We start from the raw sequence: 19,570 nt of genomic DNA on the forward strand, positions 1-19,570 counted from the left end.
GAATTGCAGACATCATGTGTGACTGAGTATTGGTGTTAATCGCCGCGCCAGCAGATAATCACTGCTGGCTTTTTTTGTTTCTGCTGCGCTAAAAGGAACTGTAATGCTCTGGATTATGACCATGGGACGGCGCCTCAACGGCGTTTACGCGGCATTTATGCTGGTCGCTTTTATGATGGGCGTAGCAGGTGCATTGCAGGCACCCACGCTGAGCTTGTTCCTGAGCCGTGAAGTCGGGGCGCAGCCGTTTTGGGTCGGGCTGTTTTATACCGTCAATGCGATTGTCGGGATCGTTGTCAGCCTTGCCCTCGCGAAACGATCCGACAGCCAGGGCGACAGGCGCAAGCTGATCATGTTTTGCTGCCTGATGGCAATTGGAAACGCGCTGCTGTTTGCGTTTAATCGCCACTATCTCACGCTTATCACCTGCGGTGTACTGCTGGCCTCGCTGGCGAATACCGCCATGCCGCAGCTGTTTGCGCTGGCGCGGGAATACGCTGATAACTCCGCGCGTGAAGTGGTGATGTTTAGCTCGGTGATGCGTGCGCAGCTTTCGCTGGCCTGGGTAATTGGACCGCCGCTGGCCTTCATGCTGGCGCTGAATTACGGCTTTACGGCGATGTTTTCCATTGCCGCAGGGATTTTCGCCATTAGCCTGGTGCTGATTGCGCTGATACTGCCGTCTGTCGCGCGGGTGGAGCAACCTGTTGACGTACCGCTGGAACAGACCGGCGGTTGGCAGGATAAAAATGTGCGCATGTTGTTTATTGCCTCCACGCTGATGTGGACCTGCAATACCATGTACATCATCGATATGCCGCTGTGGATAAGCCTTGAGCTGGGGTTACCGGACAAGCTGGCCGGGATCCTGATGGGGACGGCGGCTGGGCTGGAAATTCCGGCGATGATCCTGGCGGGCTACTATGTGAAGCGCTTTGGTAAACGGCGAATGATGATCGCGGCCGTCGCGGCGGGCGTACTGTTTTATCTTGGTTTGATCTTCTTTCACAGCCGCACGGCGCTGCTGGTGCTGCAACTGTTTAATGCAGTATTTATCGGTATCATCGCCGGGATAGGAATGCTGTGGTTTCAGGATCTTATGCCCGGGCGTGCGGGGTCAGCAACCACATTATTTACCAACAGTATTTCAACGGGGGTCATTCTCGCGGGAGTGATTCAGGGGGCTGTTGCGCAAAGCTACGGTCACTTTGCCGTCTATTGGGTGATTGCGGCGATTTCTGTGGTCACGCTGGTGATGACCGGGCGGGTGAAGGACGTTTGATTTTTGGAGTGCCGGATGCGCTGCGCTTATCCGGCACTCCAAGGACTAGCGCATAAACGCTGGCTGCTTGTCTTCGTACTCGGTGATGGCTGCTTCATGCTGCAGCGTCAGCCCGATGCTGTCCAGACCGTTCAGCATGCAGTGGCGGCGGAAGTCGTCGATTTTAAAGCTGTAGGACTTATCGCCCGCTTTCACCACCTGCGCTTCCAGATCCACTTCAAATTTAATGCCCGGATTGGCTTTCACCAGGGCGAACATTTCATCTACCTGCGCGTCGCTCAGGGTCACCGGCAGCAGTTGGTTATTGAAGCTGTTGCCGTAGAAGATGTCAGCGAAGCTTGGCGCGATCACTACTTTAAAGCCGTAATCGGTCAGCGCCCATGGCGCATGTTCACGGGAAGAGCCGCAGCCAAAGTTTTCCCGCGCCAGCAGAATTGACGCGCCTTTATATTCCGGGAAGTTCAGTACGAACTCTGGGTTAGGCTGTTGCCCTTTTTCATCCAGAAAACGCCAGTCGTTAAACAGATGAGCGCCAAAACCGGTGCGCGTAACCTTCTGCAAAAACTGTTTGGGAATAATCGCGTCGGTATCCACGTTGGCGGCATCCAGTGGGACAACCAGGCCGGTATGTTGGGTAAATTTCTCTGCCATGGTAGTTTCCTTATTTGATGCTGCGAATGTCGGCAAAATGACCGGTAACGGCGGCAGCGGCGGCCATGGCCGGGCTGACTAAGTGCGTGCGACCACCGCGGCCCTGTCGGCCTTCAAAGTTACGGTTGCTGGTGGATGCACAGCGCTCGCCTGGGTTCAGGCGGTCATTGTTCATGGCCAGACACATGGAACAGCCCGGTAAACGCCATTCAAACCCGGCTTCGATGAAGATCTTGTCCAGACCTTCCGCTTCAGCCTGCGCTTTCACCGGACCAGAACCCGGCACAACCAGCGCCTGTACGCCTGGCGCAACTTTGCGCCCTTTGGCGATTTGGGCCGCAGCGCGTAAATCTTCAATACGCGAGTTGGTACAGGAACCGATAAACACTTTATCAATAGCCACTTCTGTTAACGGAATACCCGGTTTCAGCCCCATATATGCCAGCGCTTTTTCAGCCGATGCGCGCTCAACGGGATCGGAAAATGACGCCGGGTCGGGAATATTATCGTTCACCGAGATGACCTGACCCGGGTTCGTACCCCAAGTGACCTGCGGTGCGATTTCTTCTGCCTGCAGGGTAACGACGGTATCAAACGTCGCGTTGTCGTCGGTTTTCAGCGTTTTCCAGTACGCAACCGCGTTGGTAAAATCCTCACCCTTCGGTGCGTGTAAACGCCCCTGCACATAGTTAAAGGTGGTTTCATCCGGTGCGACCAGACCCGCTTTGGCGCCCATTTCAATGGCCATGTTGCACAGGGTCATACGGCCTTCCATGCTCAGCGCACGGATGGCTTCGCCACAAAATTCAACGACGTGCCCGGTACCGCCTGCACTACCGGTTTTACCGATAATCGCCAGCACGATATCTTTGGCGGTAATGCCAGGTGCTGCCGCGCCGTTAACTTCAATCTTCATAGTTTTGGCACGCCCCTGTTTCAGGGTCTGCGTCGCCAGAACGTGTTCAACTTCAGAGGTGCCAATACCAAAGGCCAGCGCGCCAAACGCGCCGTGTGTGGCGGTGTGGGAGTCGCCGCAAACGATGGTCATACCCGGCAACGTTACGCCTTGCTCAGGCCCCATCACGTGAACGATCCCCTGGTACGGGTGGTTCAGGTCGTACAGTTCGACGCCAAATTCATTGCAGTTTTTGATCAATTCCTGCATCTGAATGCGCGCCATTTCGCCGGAAGCGTTAATGTCTTTGGTTTGCGTGGAGACGTTATGGTCCATGGTGGCAAAGGTTTTACCCGGCTGGCGCACCTGACGGCCATGCGCACGCAGGCCATCAAACGCCTGCGGAGAGGTCACTTCATGCACCAGATGTCTGTCGATATACAACAGCGGGGTTTCGTTTTGCGCTTCGTAGACGACGTGCGCATCGAACAATTTTTCGTATAACGTTTTGGCCATGATTACACCCCTTCTGCGACGTAACGGGCAATAATGTCACCCATTTCATCGGTACCGACTGCGGCAGCGCCACGGGCTAAGTCACCGGTGCGAATGCCTTCTTCTAATGCGCGGTTGATGGCGCTCTCAATTGCGGTTGCCGCATCATTGGTGTCCAGGCTGTAGCGCAGCAGCAGCGCCAGCGAAAGGATTTGGGCGATAGGGTTAGCAATGTTTTTCCCGGCGATATCCGGAGCGGAGCCGCCAGCGGGCTCGTACAGACCAAAGCCCTGCTCATTCAGGCTGGCGGACGGTAACATCCCCATTGATCCGGTGATCATGGCGCATTCGTCAGACAGAATGTCGCCAAACAAGTTGGAGCACAGCAGCACGTCGAACTGGGATGGATCTTTGATCAACTGCATCGTCGCGTTGTCGATGTACATATGCGCCAGCTCAACGTCCGGATATTCATTAGCAATTTCATTGACGATTTGGCGCCACAGAATAGACGTTTGCAGTACGTTGGCTTTATCAATCGACGTGACTTTGCGGCGACGCTGGCGAGCAGATTCAAACGCGATACGTGCGATACGCTCGATCTCGAAACGGTGATAAACCTCGGTATCAAAGGCTTTTTCATGTTGTCCGCTGCCTTCGCGGCCTTTTGGCTGACCGAAGTAGATACCGCCGGTCAGTTCGCGCACGCACAGGATGTCGAAACCGTTCGCGGCAATATCTGCGCGCAGAGGGCAAAATGCTTCCAGACCCTGGTACAGCTTAGCCGGGCGCAGGTTGCTGAATAATTTGAAGTGTTTACGCAACGGCAGCAGCGCGCCGCGTTCAGGCTGCTGATTGGGTGGCAGATTTTCCCATTTCGGGCCGCCAACGGAGCCAAACAGAATGGCGTCGGCTTGCTCACAGCCTTCAACCGTCGCTGGCGGCAGCGGCTGACCATGGTTATCGATAGCGGCCCCCCCCACGTCGTAGTGGCTGGTGGTAATGCGCATGTTAAAACGGTTGCGGATTGCGTCCAGTACCTTCAGGGCTTGCGCCATCACTTCCGGGCCAATACCGTCGCCCGGCAAAACAGCAATATGATAATTCTTCGACATCACACGGTTTCCTTGTTGTTCTCGTTGTTCTGAGCTTTGCGTTGCAATTCTTTTTCGACTTCTTCGGCGCGCCAAATGTTGTTCAGCACATGAACCATCGCTTTCGCGGACGATTCGACGATATCTGTTGCCAGACCGACGCCGTGGAAGCGGCGACCGTTATAATTAGCAACGATATCCACCTGGCCCAGCGCATCTTTACCGTGCCCTTTGGCGGTCAGGCTGTATTTCACCAGTTCGATGTTGTACTCGGTCACACGGTTGATGGCCTGATAAATGGCATCGACCGGACCGTTACCGTTCGCCGCTTCGGCTTTGACTTCTTCACCGCAGGCCAGCTTGACGGAGGCGGTGGCGATGTCATTTGAGCCGGACTGCACGCTGAAGTAATCCAGACGGAAATGCTCCGGCTCCTCCTGCTGTTTATTAATAAAGGCCAGCGCTTCCAGGTCGTAATCAAATACCTGACCCTTTTTATCCGCCAGCTTCAGGAATGCGTCGTACAGGTTGTCCAGATTGTATTCGTTCTCTTTATATCCCATCTCGTCCATACGGTGTTTCACCGCGGCGCGTCCGGAACGGGAAGTCAGGTTCAACTGCACCTGGTTCAGACCGATGGATTCAGGCGTCATGATTTCGTAGTTTTCACGATTTTTCAGTACGCCGTCCTGATGGATGCCAGAGGAGTGGGCAAAGGCGCCGCTACCGACAATGGCTTTGTTGGCCGGAATAGGCATGTTGCAGATTTGGCTGACTAACTGACTGGTACGCCAGATTTCCTGGTGATTAATGCGGGTCTGTACGTTCAAGATATCTTTGCGCACTTTGATCGCCATGATCACTTCTTCCAGTGAGCAGTTACCGGCGCGTTCGCCGATACCGTTCATCGCGCCTTCCACCTGGCGAGCACCGGCGTGGACGGCCGCCAACGCGTTGCCAACGCCCAGACCTAAATCATCATGGGTGTGCACGGAGATGATGGCTTTATCGATATTCGGTACGCGTTCATACAGACCAGAAATGATTGCTCCGAATTCGAAAGGCATGGTGTAGCCAACGGTATCGGGGATATTGATGGTTTTGGCACCCGCATTAATCGCGGCTTCGACCACGCGGGCCAGATCGGCAATAGGGGTACGGCCAGCATCCTCGCATGAGAACTCCACGTCATCCGTATAATTACGCGCACGCTTCACCATATAGACTGCTCGCTCGATCACTTCATCCAACGTGCTGCGCAATTTCGTCGCGATATGCATCGGCGAGGTGGCGATGAACGTATGAATGCGGAAAGCCTCAGCGACCTTCAGAGATTCTGCGGCAACGTCGATATCTTTTTCTACGCAGCGGGCTAAGGCGCAAACGCGGCTGTTCTTCACCTGACGAGCGATGGTTTGTACGGACTCAAAGTCACCCGGTGAAGAGACCGGAAAACCGACCTCCATCACGTCAACGCCCATACGCTCGAGGGCCAGCGCAATCTGCAGTTTTTCTTTCACACTCAGGCTCGCCTGTAACGCCTGTTCACCGTCACGTAAGGTGGTATCGAAAATAATGACTTGCTGGCTCATGGTTTAGGTCCTTGGTCTTTAGGGCGCCTTGCTTCGAGCATAAAAAAACCCGCGCAACGGCGCGGGTTTTTTGTCTTAACTGGAGCTGACTTAATGCTGAATGTCGTCCACCAGTCTACCGCGCAATGAGAATGCGTTTAGTAGTAGTAGACCGATAAAACGAGCAATGTAAGTCATCAATCAAGCTCCAGGCGAATGCGATATGCTTTTAGTGGTACTGGATATGAAGACTGATGTCAACCCCATTCCCTGCAAATGCTCCCGTTAAGGGGGGGAAGTTTATGATAAACTTAAGCGAATTGTGCTGAATTTCTCAGGGTATATTAAATTAATCATCTGATCGTTGAACATGTTTTTCACGGTTTGACATATTTAAGCATATTTATTTGCATTTATGGTCACGAAGAACTGAAGATAACGCCTCGTTTGGGATTTCATATCTTTATGATTTATCAGAATTTATAGCTATTCTGAATGGATTGAATCAATGTGCCACCCTATAATTGATAAATTAATGTTAACTTTTAATGTGTTAATAATAGAAATGTTTAATTAAAACTTAAAAACGTATTCACTGTGCGCATGATTGTGTATTCGCCACGCTTATGGTTATATTGTTTTCGAAATTTAAACATATGAATCATCGCGCAGTGACATCTGCCACACTACGTTTGTAGTGTTTTTTTGTACATTTAGATTTGTGCCTTTATGTTTTCCTAATTTTAATGTTTTTCCTTTTTCTTATTTTATATGCATGGTAAATCATATTAACGGAGATTATTTCTGCACTCCGTCTGGGAAAAGGGAGTTTAGAGTGACAGTGGAGTTAAATATGCCAGAAGTAAAAATAATAGATAAATCTAATCTCATAGAGATGGGGAAGCCACAGCTTCGCATGGTTGATCTTAATTTATTAACTGTTTTTGATGCGGTGATGCAGGAACAAAATATTACGCGTGCTGCACATACGCTGGGGATGTCGCAACCCGCTGTCAGTAATGCGGTCGCACGCCTGAAAGTCATGTTTAACGATGAGCTTTTTGTTCGTTATGGCCGTGGAATCCAGCCGACAGCAAGAGCCTTCCAGCTGTTTGGCTCCGTTCGTCAGGCTTTACAATTAGTGCAGAATGAACTGCCTGGTTCCGGCTTTGAACCTACCAGCAGCGAGCGTGTATTCAATCTTTGCGTATGCAGTCCATTGGATAATATTCTTACTTCGTTGATTTATAATCGGGTTGAGCAAGTCGCACCGAACATCAATGTCGTTTTTAAATCCTCACTAAATCTAAATACCGAGCACCAATTACGTTATCAGGAAACTGAGTTTGTTATTAGCTATGAAGAATTCCGTCGTCCGGAATTTACCAGTGTTCCGTTATTCAATGACGAAATGGTGTTAGTGGCAAGTAAAAAACATCCGCGCATTAGTGGCCCATTGCTGGAAAGCAATCTCTATCATGAACAGCATGCCGTGGTTTCGCTTGATCGCTTCGCCTCATTCAGCCAGCCGTGGTATGACACACCGGATAAACAATCCTGCGTGGCTTATCAGGGAATGGCATTAATCAGCGTGCTTAATATTGTGTCGCAAACGCACCTGGTCTCTATTGCGCCGCGTTGGTTGGCGGAAGAGTTCGCCGATTCTTTAGAACTGCAGATATTGCCTTTACCTTTAAAATTGAATAGCCGCACATGTTATCTTTCCTGGCATGAGGCTGCGGGGCGCGATAAAGGACATCAATGGATGGAAGAACTGTTGGTCTCCGTCTGTAAGAAGTAGCCGCTGGCAGAATAAATCGGGGAATACATCTGGTTTATTCTGCTTTTATCTTTATATCTAAAATTTTGTGCTGAACTCGACTTTTTACGTATGTCCGAAAGTGTAAAAAAATAGACTAATTGCTGTAAGTCCCCCTTTTTAAGCGATTATTTATCATATCAATTGCTTATGCTGGTTTAATTCTCCATTTATTCAATTCTTACCTCCGTTTTATTCTTATTTACTCCAGTGCCACCCCTTCGGAGTCAATTGCCATGCGTCATCGTCAGCGGTTAATGTGTTGTTAAACCGTAATTCATTATAAGAGTGAGGCAAGCCATGGAGATGTTGTCTGGAGCCGAGATGGTCGTCCGATCGCTTATCGATCAGGGTGTGAAGCAGGTATTCGGTTATCCCGGGGGGGCCGTCCTCGATATTTATGATGCATTGCATACGGTCGGCGGTATTGATCATGTGTTAGTCCGTCATGAGCAAGCCGCGGTACATATGGCTGATGGCCTGGCGCGTGCCACAGGAGAAGTGGGCGTCGTTTTGGTCACTTCCGGACCAGGAGCAACCAATGCGATCACCGGGATTGCAACGGCATATATGGATTCCATTCCGCTGGTGATCCTCTCTGGCCAGGTCGCCACTTCCCTGATTGGCTACGATGCCTTCCAGGAGTGCGACATGGTGGGTATATCCCGCCCGGTGGTAAAACACAGTTTTCTGGTTAAACAAACGGAAGATATCCCGCTGGTGCTGAAAAAAGCCTTCTGGCTGGCGGCAAGCGGTCGTCCGGGGCCGGTGGTGGTGGATTTGCCGAAAGATATTCTGAATCCGGCGAAAAAACTGCCTTATAGCTGGCCGGAGTCGGTGAGTATGCGTTCGTATAACCCGACAACGACCGGGCACAAAGGACAGATAAAACGTGCTTTGCAGACGCTGGTCGCGGCGAAGAAACCGGTTGTCTATGTTGGTGGTGGCGCGGTGAATGCCGCCTGTCACGAACAACTGGGGCAAATTGCCGAAGCACTCAATCTGCCGGTTGTCTCCTCGCTGATGGGGTTAGGCGCGTTTCCGGCCACGCATCGCCAGGCGCTGGGAATGTTGGGCATGCATGGTACTTACGAAGCGAATATGACCATGCATCATTCTGATGTGATCTTTGCCGTCGGCGTTCGTTTTGACGATCGAACGACCAATAACCTGGCAAAATATTGCCCGAATGCGACCGTGCTGCATATCGACATCGATCCGACCTCTATTTCAAAAACCGTCACTGCGGATATTCCGATTGTGGGCGATGCTCGCCTGGTGCTGGATCAGATGCTTGAACTGCTGCCGCAGGAGAAATCGCAGCAGCCGCTGGATGATAACCGTGACTGGTGGCAACAGATCGAACACTGGCGCGCTCGTCAGTGCCTGAAATACGACACGCAAAGTGAAAGTATTAAACCGCAGGCGGTGATTGAAACCATCTGGCGTCTGACGAAAGGGGATGCATACGTGACCTCTGACGTTGGCCAGCATCAAATGTTTGCCGCACTTTACTATCCGTTCGATAAACCACGCCGCTGGATTAACTCAGGCGGCCTCGGCACCATGGGATTCGGTTTACCCGCGGCGTTAGGGGTGAAAATGGCGCTGCCGGATGAAACAGTGGTGTGCGTTACCGGGGATGGCAGCATTCAGATGAACATCCAGGAACTGTCGACGGCGCTGCAATATGAGCTACCGGTACTGGTGCTCAACCTTAACAACCGCTATCTCGGCATGGTCAAACAGTGGCAGGACATGATTTACTCCGGGCGTCACTCCCAGTCTTACATGCAGTCGCTACCTGATTTTGTGCGCCTTGCTGAAGCTTATGGGCATATCGGTATCCAGATTAATCATCCAGGCGAACTGGAGAGCAAGCTGGGCGAAGCGCTGGAACATGTGCGTAACCATCGCCTGGTGTTTGTTGATGTCACCGTCGACGGCAGTGAGCATGTCTATCCGATGCAGATTCGTGGGGGCGGGATGGACGAAATGTGGTTAAGTAAAACGGAGAGGACCTGATTATGCGCCGGATATTATCAGTATTGCTGGAAAACGAGTCGGGTGCATTGTCACGTGTGATTGGCCTCTTCGCCCAGCGCGGATACAACATTGAAAGCCTGACCGTCGCGCCGACTGACGACCCGACCTTATCGCGAATGACGATTCAAACGGTAGGGGATGAGAAAGTCCTGGAGCAGATCGAAAAGCAGCTACACAAACTGGTGGATGTTTTGCGCGTCAGCGAACTGGGGCAGGGCGCCCACGTTGAACGAGAAATCATGCTGGTGAAAATCCAGGCCAGCGGCTATGGCCGGGAAGAGGTGAAACGCAACACGGAGATATTCCGTGGGCAAATCATCGATGTTACGCCGTCGATCTACACCGTACAGCTGGCGGGCACCAGCGATAAGCTGGATGCGTTTCTGGCAACGCTACGGGAAGTCGCCAAAATCGTGGAAGTAGCCCGTTCCGGCGTGGTGGGGCTTTCCCGCGGCGATAAAATTATGCGCTAACGCTTACCTGACCTACGCGAGATGCCTTGGCTATCGGTTGCTTTTTTTTGCGAAATCAGCAGTAACCAGAGACAAAAGCGGTTGCCGCAGTCATTATTCTGCGCTTAGATGTTAAGAAGTTTAACCCATGCCATCTTAAAGGTTATGGTTTGTACATTTTACGCAAGGGGCAATTGTGAAACTGGATGAAATCGCTCGGTTGGCCGGCGTTTCGCGAACGACTGCAAGCTACGTTATTAACGGCAAAGCAAAGCAATACCGCGTAAGCGACAAAACGGTTGAAAAAGTCATGGCGGTGGTGCGTGAGCATAATTACCACCCGAATGCCGTGGCGGCCGGGCTGCGTGCTGGACGCACACGTTCTATCGGGCTGGTGATCCCGGATCTCGAGAACACGAGCTATACCCGGATCGCAAACTATCTGGAGCGCCAGGCGCGTCAGCGCGGGTATCAACTACTGATTGCCTGCTCTGAAGATCAGCCGGATAACGAAATGCGCTGTATTGAGCATCTTTTACAACGTCAGGTTGATGCCATTATCGTTTCGACTTCCTTGCCGCCTGAACATCCGTTTTATCAGCGCTGGGCGAACAGTTCATTCCCGATTGTGGCGCTGGATCGCGCGCTGGATCGTGAACATTTCACCAGCGTGGTGGGCGCAGACCAGGATGATGCGCAGATGCTGGCGGAGGAGTTACGTAAATTCCCTGCTGAAACCGTGCTCTATCTGGGGGCGCTTCCTGAATTGTCCGTCAGTTTCCTGCGCGAACAGGGTTTCCGTACCGCGTGGAAGGACGATCCGCGTGAAGTGCATTTTCTCTATGCCAACAGCTATGAGCGGGAGGCGGCCGCGCAGTTATTTGATAAATGGCTGGAAACGCATCCAATGCCTCAGGCGCTGTTTACCACGTCGTTTGCCCTGTTGCAGGGGGTGATGGATGTGACCCTGCGCCGCGACGGGCAGTTACCGTCTGATTTAGCGATTGCGACTTTTGGCGACCACGAGCTGCTCGACTTCCTGCAGTGCCCGGTTCTGGCGGTGGCGCAGCGCCATCGAGATGTCGCGGAACGCGTGCTGGAGATTGTGTTGGCAAGCCTGGATGAGCCGCGTAAACCCAAACCAGGTTTAACGCGTATACGGCGTAATCTGTACCGTCGCGGTATTCTAAGCCGTAACTAAGTTGCCTCAATTGATGATGTCGGCGGATAAGCCTCTGACATCATCAATTATCCCGTTCTCGGAAATAACCGCATTATAATTAAGAATATTCTTTAGAATTATCTGAAATTGATTCTTCTATTATGCCGAATTAAAACTGCAACTATCCATTTTTGGGTTATTGAGACGTAACGATGCGTTACGGTTGTATTATTTTGTTACAAGCATGTAGGGATTTGCCGAATTAACAAACACTTTACTGGTGTGTTGCGGCAATCTCGCCCTTATCTCGCTCCTGTGCGGCGTACAGACTGATTAACTGGTACTGTTATCTCGCTGCATATTGTCCTAAAATGCCGCTCGCGTCGCAAACTGACACTTTATATTTTTCTTTTGATGATATTCAGTTGTTTTAAACAATCATGAGTTGTTGGATTTTTTTCTTACAAATATTCATGACGTTAATTTGCTTCGTTTGCTGTACGGAATTTGTTCAACGCTGATATTAGCCGTAAACAATGGGTTTTTTGCTCCGCTAAGCGCCGTGACTTGCTTGACAAGGTTTTCCTCCGCTCCGTAAACTCCTTTAAGTGGGAATTTGTGGGATAAAGTGGTAATCGGGGGTGAGGCTGGCATGTTCCGGGGAGCAACGTTAGTTAATCTCGACAGTAAAGGGCGCTTATCTGTGCCTACCCGTTATCGGGATCAACTGCTCGAGAGCGCTACCGGTCAAATGGTTTGCACCATTGACATCCATCACCCGTGCCTGCTGCTGTACCCCCTGCCTGAATGGGAAATTATCGAGCAGAAGTTATCGCGTCTGTCGAGCATGAATCCAGTTGAGCGTCGCGTACAGCGCCTGTTGTTGGGTCATGCTAGCGAATGTCAGATGGATAGCGCTGGTCGATTATTGATAGCGCCCATTCTGCGGCAACACGCAGGGCTAACGAAAGAAGTGATGCTGGTTGGGCAGTTCAATAAGTTTGAGCTGTGGGATGAAACGACCTGGTATCAACAGGTCAAGGAAGATATCGACGCTGAGCAGTCTGTTACCGGCGCGCTGTCGGAACGATTGCAGGATTTGTCTCTATAAAATGATGGAAAATTATAAACATACAACGGTGTTGCTGGATGAAGCCGTAAACGGCCTGAATATTCGTCCAGACGGCATCTACATTGACGGGACATTTGGTCGCGGTGGTCACTCACGTCTGATCCTCTCGCAACTTGGCGAAGAGGGGCGTTTACTGGCAATCGATCGCGATCCGCAGGCGATTGCCGTTGCAAAGACGATTACCGATCCCCGTTTTTCCATCGTCCATGGTCCTTTTTCTGCGCTGGCTGATTATGTCGCCGAGCGCGGACTTACCGGTAAGATCGACGGGATTCTTCTCGATCTTGGGGTTTCTTCTCCACAGCTTGATGATGCTGAGCGCGGATTCTCATTTATGCGTGACGGTCCGTTAGATATGCGTATGGACCCAACACGCGGTCAGTCAGCGGCCGAATGGCTGCAAACCGCCGATGAAGCAGACATTGCCTGGGTGATTAAAACCTTTGGCGAAGAGCGCTTCGGCAAACGCATTGCTCGCGCCATCGTAGAGCGCAACCGCATCGAACCGATGACCCGCACTAAAGAGCTGGCGGAAGTGATTGCGGCGGCAATGCCGGTGAAAGACAAATTCAAACATCCCGCGACCCGTACCTTCCAGGCGGTGCGCATTTGGGTGAACAGTGAACTGGAGGAGATAGAGCAGGCGCTAAAAAGCTCGCTCAGCGTGCTGGCACCAGGTGGTCGCCTTTCGGTAATCAGTTTCCATTCGCTTGAAGATCGCATTGTGAAACGCTTTATGCGCGAACAAAGCCGTGGTCCTCAGGTTCCGGCTGGAATACCGATGACTGAAGCGCAGATCAAAAAGCTGGGCGGCCGTGAGTTAAGAGCACTAGGCAAGATGATGCCGGGTGAAGAAGAGGTAGCTGAAAATCCTCGTGCCCGTAGTTCAGTTCTGCGTATTGCAGAGAGGACGAACGCATGATCAGCAGAGTGACAGAAGCCCTCAGCAAAGTTAAAGGATCGATAGGAAGCAACGAGCGCCATGCCTTGCCTGGCGTGATCGGTGACGATCTTTTGCGGTATGGGAAGCTGCCACTCTGCCTGTTCATTTGCATTATTTTGACGGCGGTTACCGTCGTGACAACAGCACACCATACGCGGTTACTGACCGCGCAGCGTGAGCAGCTGGTTCTGGAGCGAGATGCGCTGGATATCGAATGGCGCAACTTGATCCTTGAGGAGAACGCGCTCGGCGACCATAGCCGTGTTGAACGGATCGCAACGGAAAAGCTGCAAATGCAGCATGTTGATCCCTCACAAGAAAATATCGTAGTACAAAAATAAGGATAAACGCGACGCATGAAAGCAGCGGCAAAAACGCACAAGCCAAAACGCCAGGAAGAACAAGCCAACTTTATCAGTTGGCGTTTTGCGTTACTGTGCGGCTGTATTTTGCTGGCACTGGGTTTTCTGCTGGGGCGCGTTGCCTGGCTGCAAATCATCGCGCCGGACATGCTGGTGCGTCAGGGCGACATGCGCTCTCTGCGCGTACAGGAAGTGTCCACATCGCGCGGGATGATTACTGACCGTTCAGGTCGTCCGCTGGCGGTGAGCGTTCCGGTTAAGGCGATTTGGGCTGACCCAAAAGAGGTGCATGACGCAGGCGGCGTAAGCGTTGGTGAACGCTGGAGAGCGCTGTCGACCGCGCTGAATCTCCCGCTCGATCAACTGGCTTCCCGCATTAACGCCAACCCGAAAGGGCGCTTTATCTATCTGGCGCGTCAGGTAAACCCTGACATGGCTGACTACATCAAAAAACTGAAGCTGCCAGGCATTCACCTGCGCGAAGAATCCCGCCGTTACTATCCTTCCGGAGAAGTGACCGCTCACCTTATCGGCTTTACTAACGTCGACAGCCAGGGGATTGAAGGCGTTGAGAAGAGCTTCGACAAATGGCTCACCGGGCAACCGGGCGAACGTATTGTACGTAAAGACCGTTATGGCCGCGTCATTGAGGATATTTCCTCAACCGACAGCCAGGCGGCGCATAACCTTGCGCTAAGTATCGATGAGCGTTTACAGGCGCTGGTCTACCGCGAACTGAATAACGCCGTGGCGTTTAACAAGGCGGAGTCAGGCAGTGCGGTACTGGTGGATGTGAACACCGGTGAAGTGCTGGCGATGGCCAACAGCCCGTCCTACAACCCGAACAATCTCACCGGTACGCCGAAGGATGCGATGCGTAACCGTACGATTACCGACGTGTTTGAACCGGGTTCCACCGTTAAACCGATGGTGGTGATGACGGCGCTGCAGCGTGGCGTGGTTCGCGAAAATACCGTACTTAACACTATCCCTTACCGAATTAATGGCCATGAAATCAAAGACGTGGCGCGTTATAGCGAATTGACCCTCACCGGGGTTTTGCAGAAGTCGAGTAACGTCGGTGTTTCCAAGCTGGCGTTAGCGATGCCGTCCTCAGCGTTAGTAGACACTTACTCACGTTTTGGGCTGGGAAAAGCGACCAATTTGGGGTTGGTCGGAGAACGCAGTGGCTTATATCCTCAAAAACAACGGTGGTCTGACATAGAGAGGGCCACCTTCTCTTTCGGCTATGGGCTAATGGTAACGCCGTTACAGTTAGCGCGAGTCTATGCAACGATCGGCAGCTATGGCGTTTATCGGCCACTGTCGATCACCAAAGTTGACCCTCCTGTTCCGGGCGAGCGTATCTTCCCGGAATCAACCGTGCGTACCGTGGTGCACATGATGGAAAGCGTGGCGCTGCCCGGCGGCGGCGGCGTGAAGGCGGCGATTAAAGGCTATCGTATCGCCATTAAAACCGGTACGGCGAAGAAAGTAGGGCCGGATGGCCGCTACATCAACAAATACATTGCTTATACCGCAGGTGTTGCGCCTGCGAGTCAGCCGCGCTTCGCGCTGGTTGTTGTTATCAACGATCCGCAGGCGGGTAAATACTACGGTGGCGCCGTTTCCGCGCCGGTCTTTGGTGCCATCATGGGCGGCGTACTGCGCACCATGAACATCGAGCCGGATGCGCTGACAACGGGCGATAAAAATGAATTTGTGAATAATCAAGGCGAGGCAACAGGTGGCAGATCGTAATTTGCGCGACCTTCTTGCTCCATGGGTGCCGGGTGCACCGGAGCGAGCACTGCGGGAGATGACGCTCGACAGCCGTATGGCTGCATCGGGCGATCTCTTTGTCGCAGTATTGGGTCATCAGGCGGACGGGCGTCGGTATATCCCGCAGGCGATAGCGCAAGGTGTGGCTGCCATTATTGCAGAAGCAAAAGATGAAGCTACTGACGGTGAAATCCGTGAAATGCACGGCGTTCCAGTTATCTATCTCAGTCAGCTTAACGAACGTTTATCTGCACTGGCGGGCCGCTTTTACCACGAGCCTTCTGAAAAAATGCGACTGGTCGGTGTGACCGGGACCAACGGTAAAACCACCACCACCCAATTGCTGGCACAGTGGAGCCAACTGCTTGGCGAAACCAGCGCGGTGATGGGAACAGTCGGCAATGGCCTGCTGGGCAAAGTGATCCCGACGGAAAATACCACCGGCTCAGCCGTTGATGTCCAGCATGTGCTGGCAGGGCTGGTTGCACAAGGCGCAACGGTTGGCGCGATGGAAGTGTCTTCACACGGTCTGGTTCAGCATCGCGTGGCGGCGCTGAAGTTTGCCGCATCAGTATTTACCAACTTAAGCCGCGACCATCTTGATTACCACGGCGACATGGAACATTACGAAGCCGCGAAATGGCTGCTGTATTCCACGCACCATTGCGGCCAGGCCATCGTTAATGCGGATGATGAAGTCGGTCGTCGCTGGTTGGCCAAACTTCCGGATGCGGTTGCCGTATCGATGGAAGATCACATCAACCCGAACTGTCACGGTCGTTGGTTAAAGGCGATTGACGTGAATTATCACGACAGCGGGGCAACGATTCGTTTTACCTCCTCATGGGGTGACGGCGAAATTGAAAGTCGCCTGATGGGCGCGTTTAACGTCAGCAATCTGCTGTTGGCGCTGGCAACGCTGCTGGCGTTGGGATATCCGTTAGCTGATTTACTGAAAACGGCGACACAATTACAGCCGGTTTGTGGGCGCATGGAAGTGTTCAGCGCGCCGGGTAAAACCACCGTTGTGGTTGATTATGCCCATACGCCAGATGCGCTGGAAAAAGCGCTGCAGGCGGCACGTCTGCACTGTACTGGCAAACTGTGGTGCGTCTTTGGTTGCGGCGGCGATCGCGACAAAGGCAAACGTCCGTTGATGGGCGCGATTGCCGAGCAGTTTGCTGATGTTGTCGTGGTGACCGATGACAACCCGCGTACCGAAGAGCCGCGCGCCATTATTAACGACATTCTGGCGGGTATGCTGGATGCCGGACAGGCGAAAGTGATGGAAGGTCGCGCAGAGGCTGTGACAAACGCCATTATGCAGGCGAAAGAAAACGACGTGGTGCTGGTGGCCGGGAAAGGTCACGAAGACTACCAGATCGTTGGCTCGCAGCGCCTCGACTATTCTGACCGCGTCACGGCAGCGCGTCTGCTGGGAGTAATCGCATGATTAGCGTAACGCTCAGCCAACTGGCGGAGATCCTCCGTGGCGAACTGAAAGGAGCCGATCTGACTCTTGATGCGGTGACAACTGATACGCGTAAAGTTACGCCGGGTTGCCTGTTTGTCGCGCTGAAAGGCGAACGCTTTGATGCCCACGATTTCGCAGACAAGGCGCAAGAGAGCGGGGCGGGTGCGCTGCTGGTCAGCCGTCCGTTGGACACCAACCTGCCGCAGCTGATTGTTAAAGATACACGTCTGGCGTTTGGTGAACTGGCGGCATGGGTACGTGCCCAGGTTCCGGCGCGCGTTGTCGCGCTGACCGGCTCTTCCGGTAAAACGTCCGTCAAAGAGATGACCGCATCCATTCTGAGTCAGTGTGGCAACACCTTATATACCGCGGGCAACCTGAATAACGACATCGGCGTACCGATGACGCTGTTGCGCTTAAACAACGATTACGACTATGCCGTGATTGAGCTTGGCGCTAATCATCAGGGCGAAATCGCCTGGACCGTTGGTCTGACGCGTCCAGAAGCGGCGCTGGTGAATAACCTGGCGGCCGCGCATCTGGAAGGCTTTGGTTCACTGGCGGGCGTTGCGAAGGCAAAAGGTGAGATTTTTACCGGCCTGCCAGCGAACGGAATCGCCATTATGAATGCCGACAATAACGACTGGCTGAACTGGCAGAGCATTATCGGCGATCGTAAAGTCTGGCGCTTCTCCCCGAATGCGGCCAACAGCGACTTTTCGGCGGCCAATGTTCATGTGACTTCACACGGCACAGAGTTTTCTCTGCAAACGCCAACCGGAAGCATTGATGTTCTGCTGCCGTTGCCGGGTCGTCACAATATTGCTAACGCCCTGGCGGCGGCTGCGCTCTCTATGGCGGTAGGCGCGACGCACGAAGCGATTAAAGCGGGTCTGAAGGAACTGCAAGCGGTACCGGGGCGTCTGTTCCCGATTCAACTGGCAGAAAATCAGCTACTGCTGGATGACTCCTATAACGCAAATGTCGGGTCAATGACCGCAGCGGTAAACGTGCTGTCCGAAATGCCGGGCTACCGCGTGCTGGTCGTTGGCGATATGGCAGAGCTTGGCGCGGAAAGCGAAGCATGCCACGTGCAGGTGGGTGACGCTGCGAAGGCTGCAGGTATCGACCGTGTGCTGAGTACAGGGAAACTGAGTCAGGCAATTAGCCATGCCAGCGGTGTGGGTGAGCATTTTGCGGATAAAACCGCGTTGACCGCGCATCTTAAGGCGCTGATTGCAGAACATCAGATTATGACGATTTTAGTGAAGGGTTCACGTAGTGCCGCCATGGAAGAGGTAGTACGCGCATTACAGGAGAATGGGACATGTTAGTTTGGCTGGCCGAACATTTGGTCAAATATTATTCCGGCTTTAACGTCTTTTCCTATCTGACGTTTCGCGCCATCGTCAGCCTGCTGACCGCGCTGTTCATCTCTTTGTGGATGGGCCCGCGCATGATCGCCCGCTTGCAAAAAATGTCCTTTGGACAGGTCGTGCGTAACGACGGTCCGGAATCACACTTCAGTAAACGCGGTACGCCGACCATGGGCGGGATTATGATCCTCACCGCGATTGTTATCTCCGTACTGCTGTGGGCATACCCGTCGAATCCGTACGTATGGTGCGTGCTGGTGGTATTGGTCGGTTACGGCATTATCGGTTTTGTCGATGACTACCGCAAAGTGGTACGCAAAGACACCAAGGGCCTGATCGCGCGCTGGAAATACTTCTGGATGTCGGTGATTGCGCTGGGCGTGGCCTTTGCCCTGTATCTGGCTGGTAAAGATACCCCGGCCACTGAGCTGGTGGTGCCGTTCTTTAAAGACGTGATGCCGCAGTTGGGGCTGTTCTACGTGCTGCTGGCGTACTTCGTGATTGTGGGTACTGGCAACGCGGTCAACCTCACCGATGGTCTGGATGGTCTGGCGATTATGCCGACCGTGTTTGTGGCCGCAGGTTTTGCGTTGGTGGCGTGGGCGACCGGTAACATGAACTTCGCCAACTATCTGCATATTCCCTATTTACGTCATGCCGGCGAATTGGTGATCGTTTGTACGGCAATTGTCGGTGCGGGGTTAGGCTTCTTGTGGTTTAACACTTATCCGGCGCAGGTCTTTATGGGCGACGTCGGATCGCTGGCGCTGGGCGGCGCGCTGGGCATTATTGCCGTGCTCCTGCGTCAGGAGTTCCTGCTGGTGATCATGGGCGGTGTATTCGTCGTAGAAACACTGTCGGTCATTTTGCAGGTTGGCTCCTTTAAGCTGCGCGGACAGCGCATCTTCCGTATGGCGCCGATCCACCATCACTATGAACTGAAAGGCTGGCCGGAACCGCGCGTAATTGTGCGCTTCTGGATTATTTCGCTGATGCTGGTGCTGATTGGCCTGGCAACGCTGAAGGTACGTTAA

The 19,570-nt window shown here is 52.8% G+C and carries 16 protein-coding genes; 12 read left to right on the forward strand and 4 right to left on the reverse strand.

Going from position 1 to position 19,570, the window contains the following annotated elements:
- Window positions 1–103 precede the first annotated feature (103 nt).
- Entirely contained in the window at window positions 104–1,282 is a 1,179-nt protein-coding gene (locus HV334_RS03965; RefSeq protein WP_181221201.1) for a sugar efflux transporter, read from the forward strand.
- A 45-nt stretch (window positions 1,283–1,327) separates the two neighbouring features.
- Here HV334_RS03965 and leuD read toward each other — a convergent pair whose 3' ends face one another.
- From leuD to leuA, 4 genes are read right to left on the reverse strand one after another with little or no spacing between them, the layout of a single operon-like run.
- Window positions 1,328–1,933 carry a 3-isopropylmalate dehydratase small subunit gene (gene leuD, locus HV334_RS03970; protein WP_016151683.1) on the reverse strand — a complete coding sequence of 202 codons (606 nt, stop codon included), beginning with the start codon at window positions 1,931–1,933 and terminating at the stop codon, window positions 1,328–1,330.
- A gap of 10 nt (window positions 1,934–1,943) precedes the next feature.
- Window positions 1,944–3,344 (reverse strand): 3-isopropylmalate dehydratase large subunit, encoded by a 1,401-nt coding sequence (gene leuC / locus HV334_RS03975; protein ID WP_047498383.1) that lies wholly within the window; start codon window positions 3,342–3,344, stop codon window positions 1,944–1,946.
- 2 nt (window positions 3,345–3,346) lie between these two features.
- The gene (gene leuB / locus HV334_RS03980; RefSeq protein WP_181221202.1) at window positions 3,347–4,438 is read right to left on the reverse strand and encodes a 3-isopropylmalate dehydrogenase; all 1,092 of its coding nucleotides are present in this window, start codon (window positions 4,436–4,438) and stop codon (window positions 3,347–3,349) included.
- Window positions 4,438–6,009 carry a 2-isopropylmalate synthase gene (leuA, locus tag HV334_RS03985; protein ID WP_016151686.1) on the reverse strand — a complete coding sequence of 524 codons (1,572 nt, stop codon included), beginning with the start codon at window positions 6,007–6,009 and terminating at the stop codon, window positions 4,438–4,440. The genes leuB and leuA overlap by 1 nt, the downstream gene beginning before the upstream one ends.
- Window positions 6,010–6,841: 832 nt before the next feature.
- On the opposite strand from leuA, the gene leuO reads away from it, so the two are divergent.
- The 11 genes from leuO (at window position 6,842) to mraY (ending at window position 19,570) form a co-directional block, all read left to right on the forward strand.
- Window positions 6,842–7,789 (forward strand): transcriptional regulator LeuO, encoded by a 948-nt coding sequence (leuO, locus tag HV334_RS03995; RefSeq protein ID WP_016151687.1) that lies wholly within the window; start codon window positions 6,842–6,844, stop codon window positions 7,787–7,789.
- Window positions 7,790–8,107: 318 nt separating this feature from the next.
- Window positions 8,108–9,832, forward strand: a complete 1,725-nt coding sequence (gene ilvI / locus HV334_RS04000; protein WP_181221203.1) for an acetolactate synthase 3 large subunit — start codon at window positions 8,108–8,110, stop codon at window positions 9,830–9,832.
- A gap of 2 nt (window positions 9,833–9,834) precedes the next feature.
- Window positions 9,835–10,326, forward strand: a complete 492-nt coding sequence (gene ilvN / locus HV334_RS04005) for an acetolactate synthase small subunit (protein WP_003829566.1) — start codon at window positions 9,835–9,837, stop codon at window positions 10,324–10,326.
- Between the two features lie 175 nt (window positions 10,327–10,501).
- On the forward strand, window positions 10,502–11,506 hold the full coding sequence (cra, locus tag HV334_RS04010; RefSeq protein WP_016151689.1) for a catabolite repressor/activator: 1,005 nt from the start codon (window positions 10,502–10,504) through the stop codon (window positions 11,504–11,506).
- A gap of 613 nt (window positions 11,507–12,119) precedes the next feature.
- Entirely contained in the window at window positions 12,120–12,578 is a 459-nt protein-coding gene (gene mraZ, locus HV334_RS04015) for a division/cell wall cluster transcriptional repressor MraZ (RefSeq protein WP_005124560.1), read from the forward strand.
- Between the two features lies 1 nt (window position 12,579).
- Entirely contained in the window at window positions 12,580–13,521 is a 942-nt protein-coding gene (rsmH, locus tag HV334_RS04020) for a 16S rRNA (cytosine(1402)-N(4))-methyltransferase RsmH (protein ID WP_016151690.1), read from the forward strand.
- On the forward strand, window positions 13,518–13,883 hold the full coding sequence (gene ftsL / locus HV334_RS04025; RefSeq protein WP_006686695.1) for a cell division protein FtsL: 366 nt from the start codon (window positions 13,518–13,520) through the stop codon (window positions 13,881–13,883). The genes rsmH and ftsL overlap by 4 nt, the downstream gene beginning before the upstream one ends.
- Window positions 13,884–13,898: 15 nt before the next feature.
- A complete protein-coding gene (ftsI, locus tag HV334_RS04030) occupies window positions 13,899–15,665 on the forward strand; it encodes a peptidoglycan glycosyltransferase FtsI (protein WP_016151691.1) in 1,767 nt (588 codons plus the stop codon).
- A complete protein-coding gene (gene murE / locus HV334_RS04035) occupies window positions 15,652–17,139 on the forward strand; it encodes a UDP-N-acetylmuramoyl-L-alanyl-D-glutamate--2,6-diaminopimelate ligase (RefSeq protein WP_016151692.1) in 1,488 nt (495 codons plus the stop codon). Before ftsI ends, murE begins: the two co-directional genes overlap by 14 nt.
- Entirely contained in the window at window positions 17,136–18,494 is a 1,359-nt protein-coding gene (gene murF, locus HV334_RS04040; RefSeq protein ID WP_019078371.1) for a UDP-N-acetylmuramoyl-tripeptide--D-alanyl-D-alanine ligase, read from the forward strand. Before murE ends, murF begins: the two co-directional genes overlap by 4 nt.
- Window positions 18,488–19,570, forward strand: coding sequence for a phospho-N-acetylmuramoyl-pentapeptide-transferase (mraY, locus tag HV334_RS04045; protein ID WP_016151694.1), 1,083 nt, complete (start codon window positions 18,488–18,490; stop codon window positions 19,568–19,570). The genes murF and mraY overlap by 7 nt, the downstream gene beginning before the upstream one ends.

It is taken from the genome of Citrobacter sp. RHBSTW-00944 (assembly GCF_013615435.1).
GTDB classification, from domain to species: domain Bacteria; phylum Pseudomonadota; class Gammaproteobacteria; order Enterobacterales; family Enterobacteriaceae; genus Citrobacter; species Citrobacter braakii.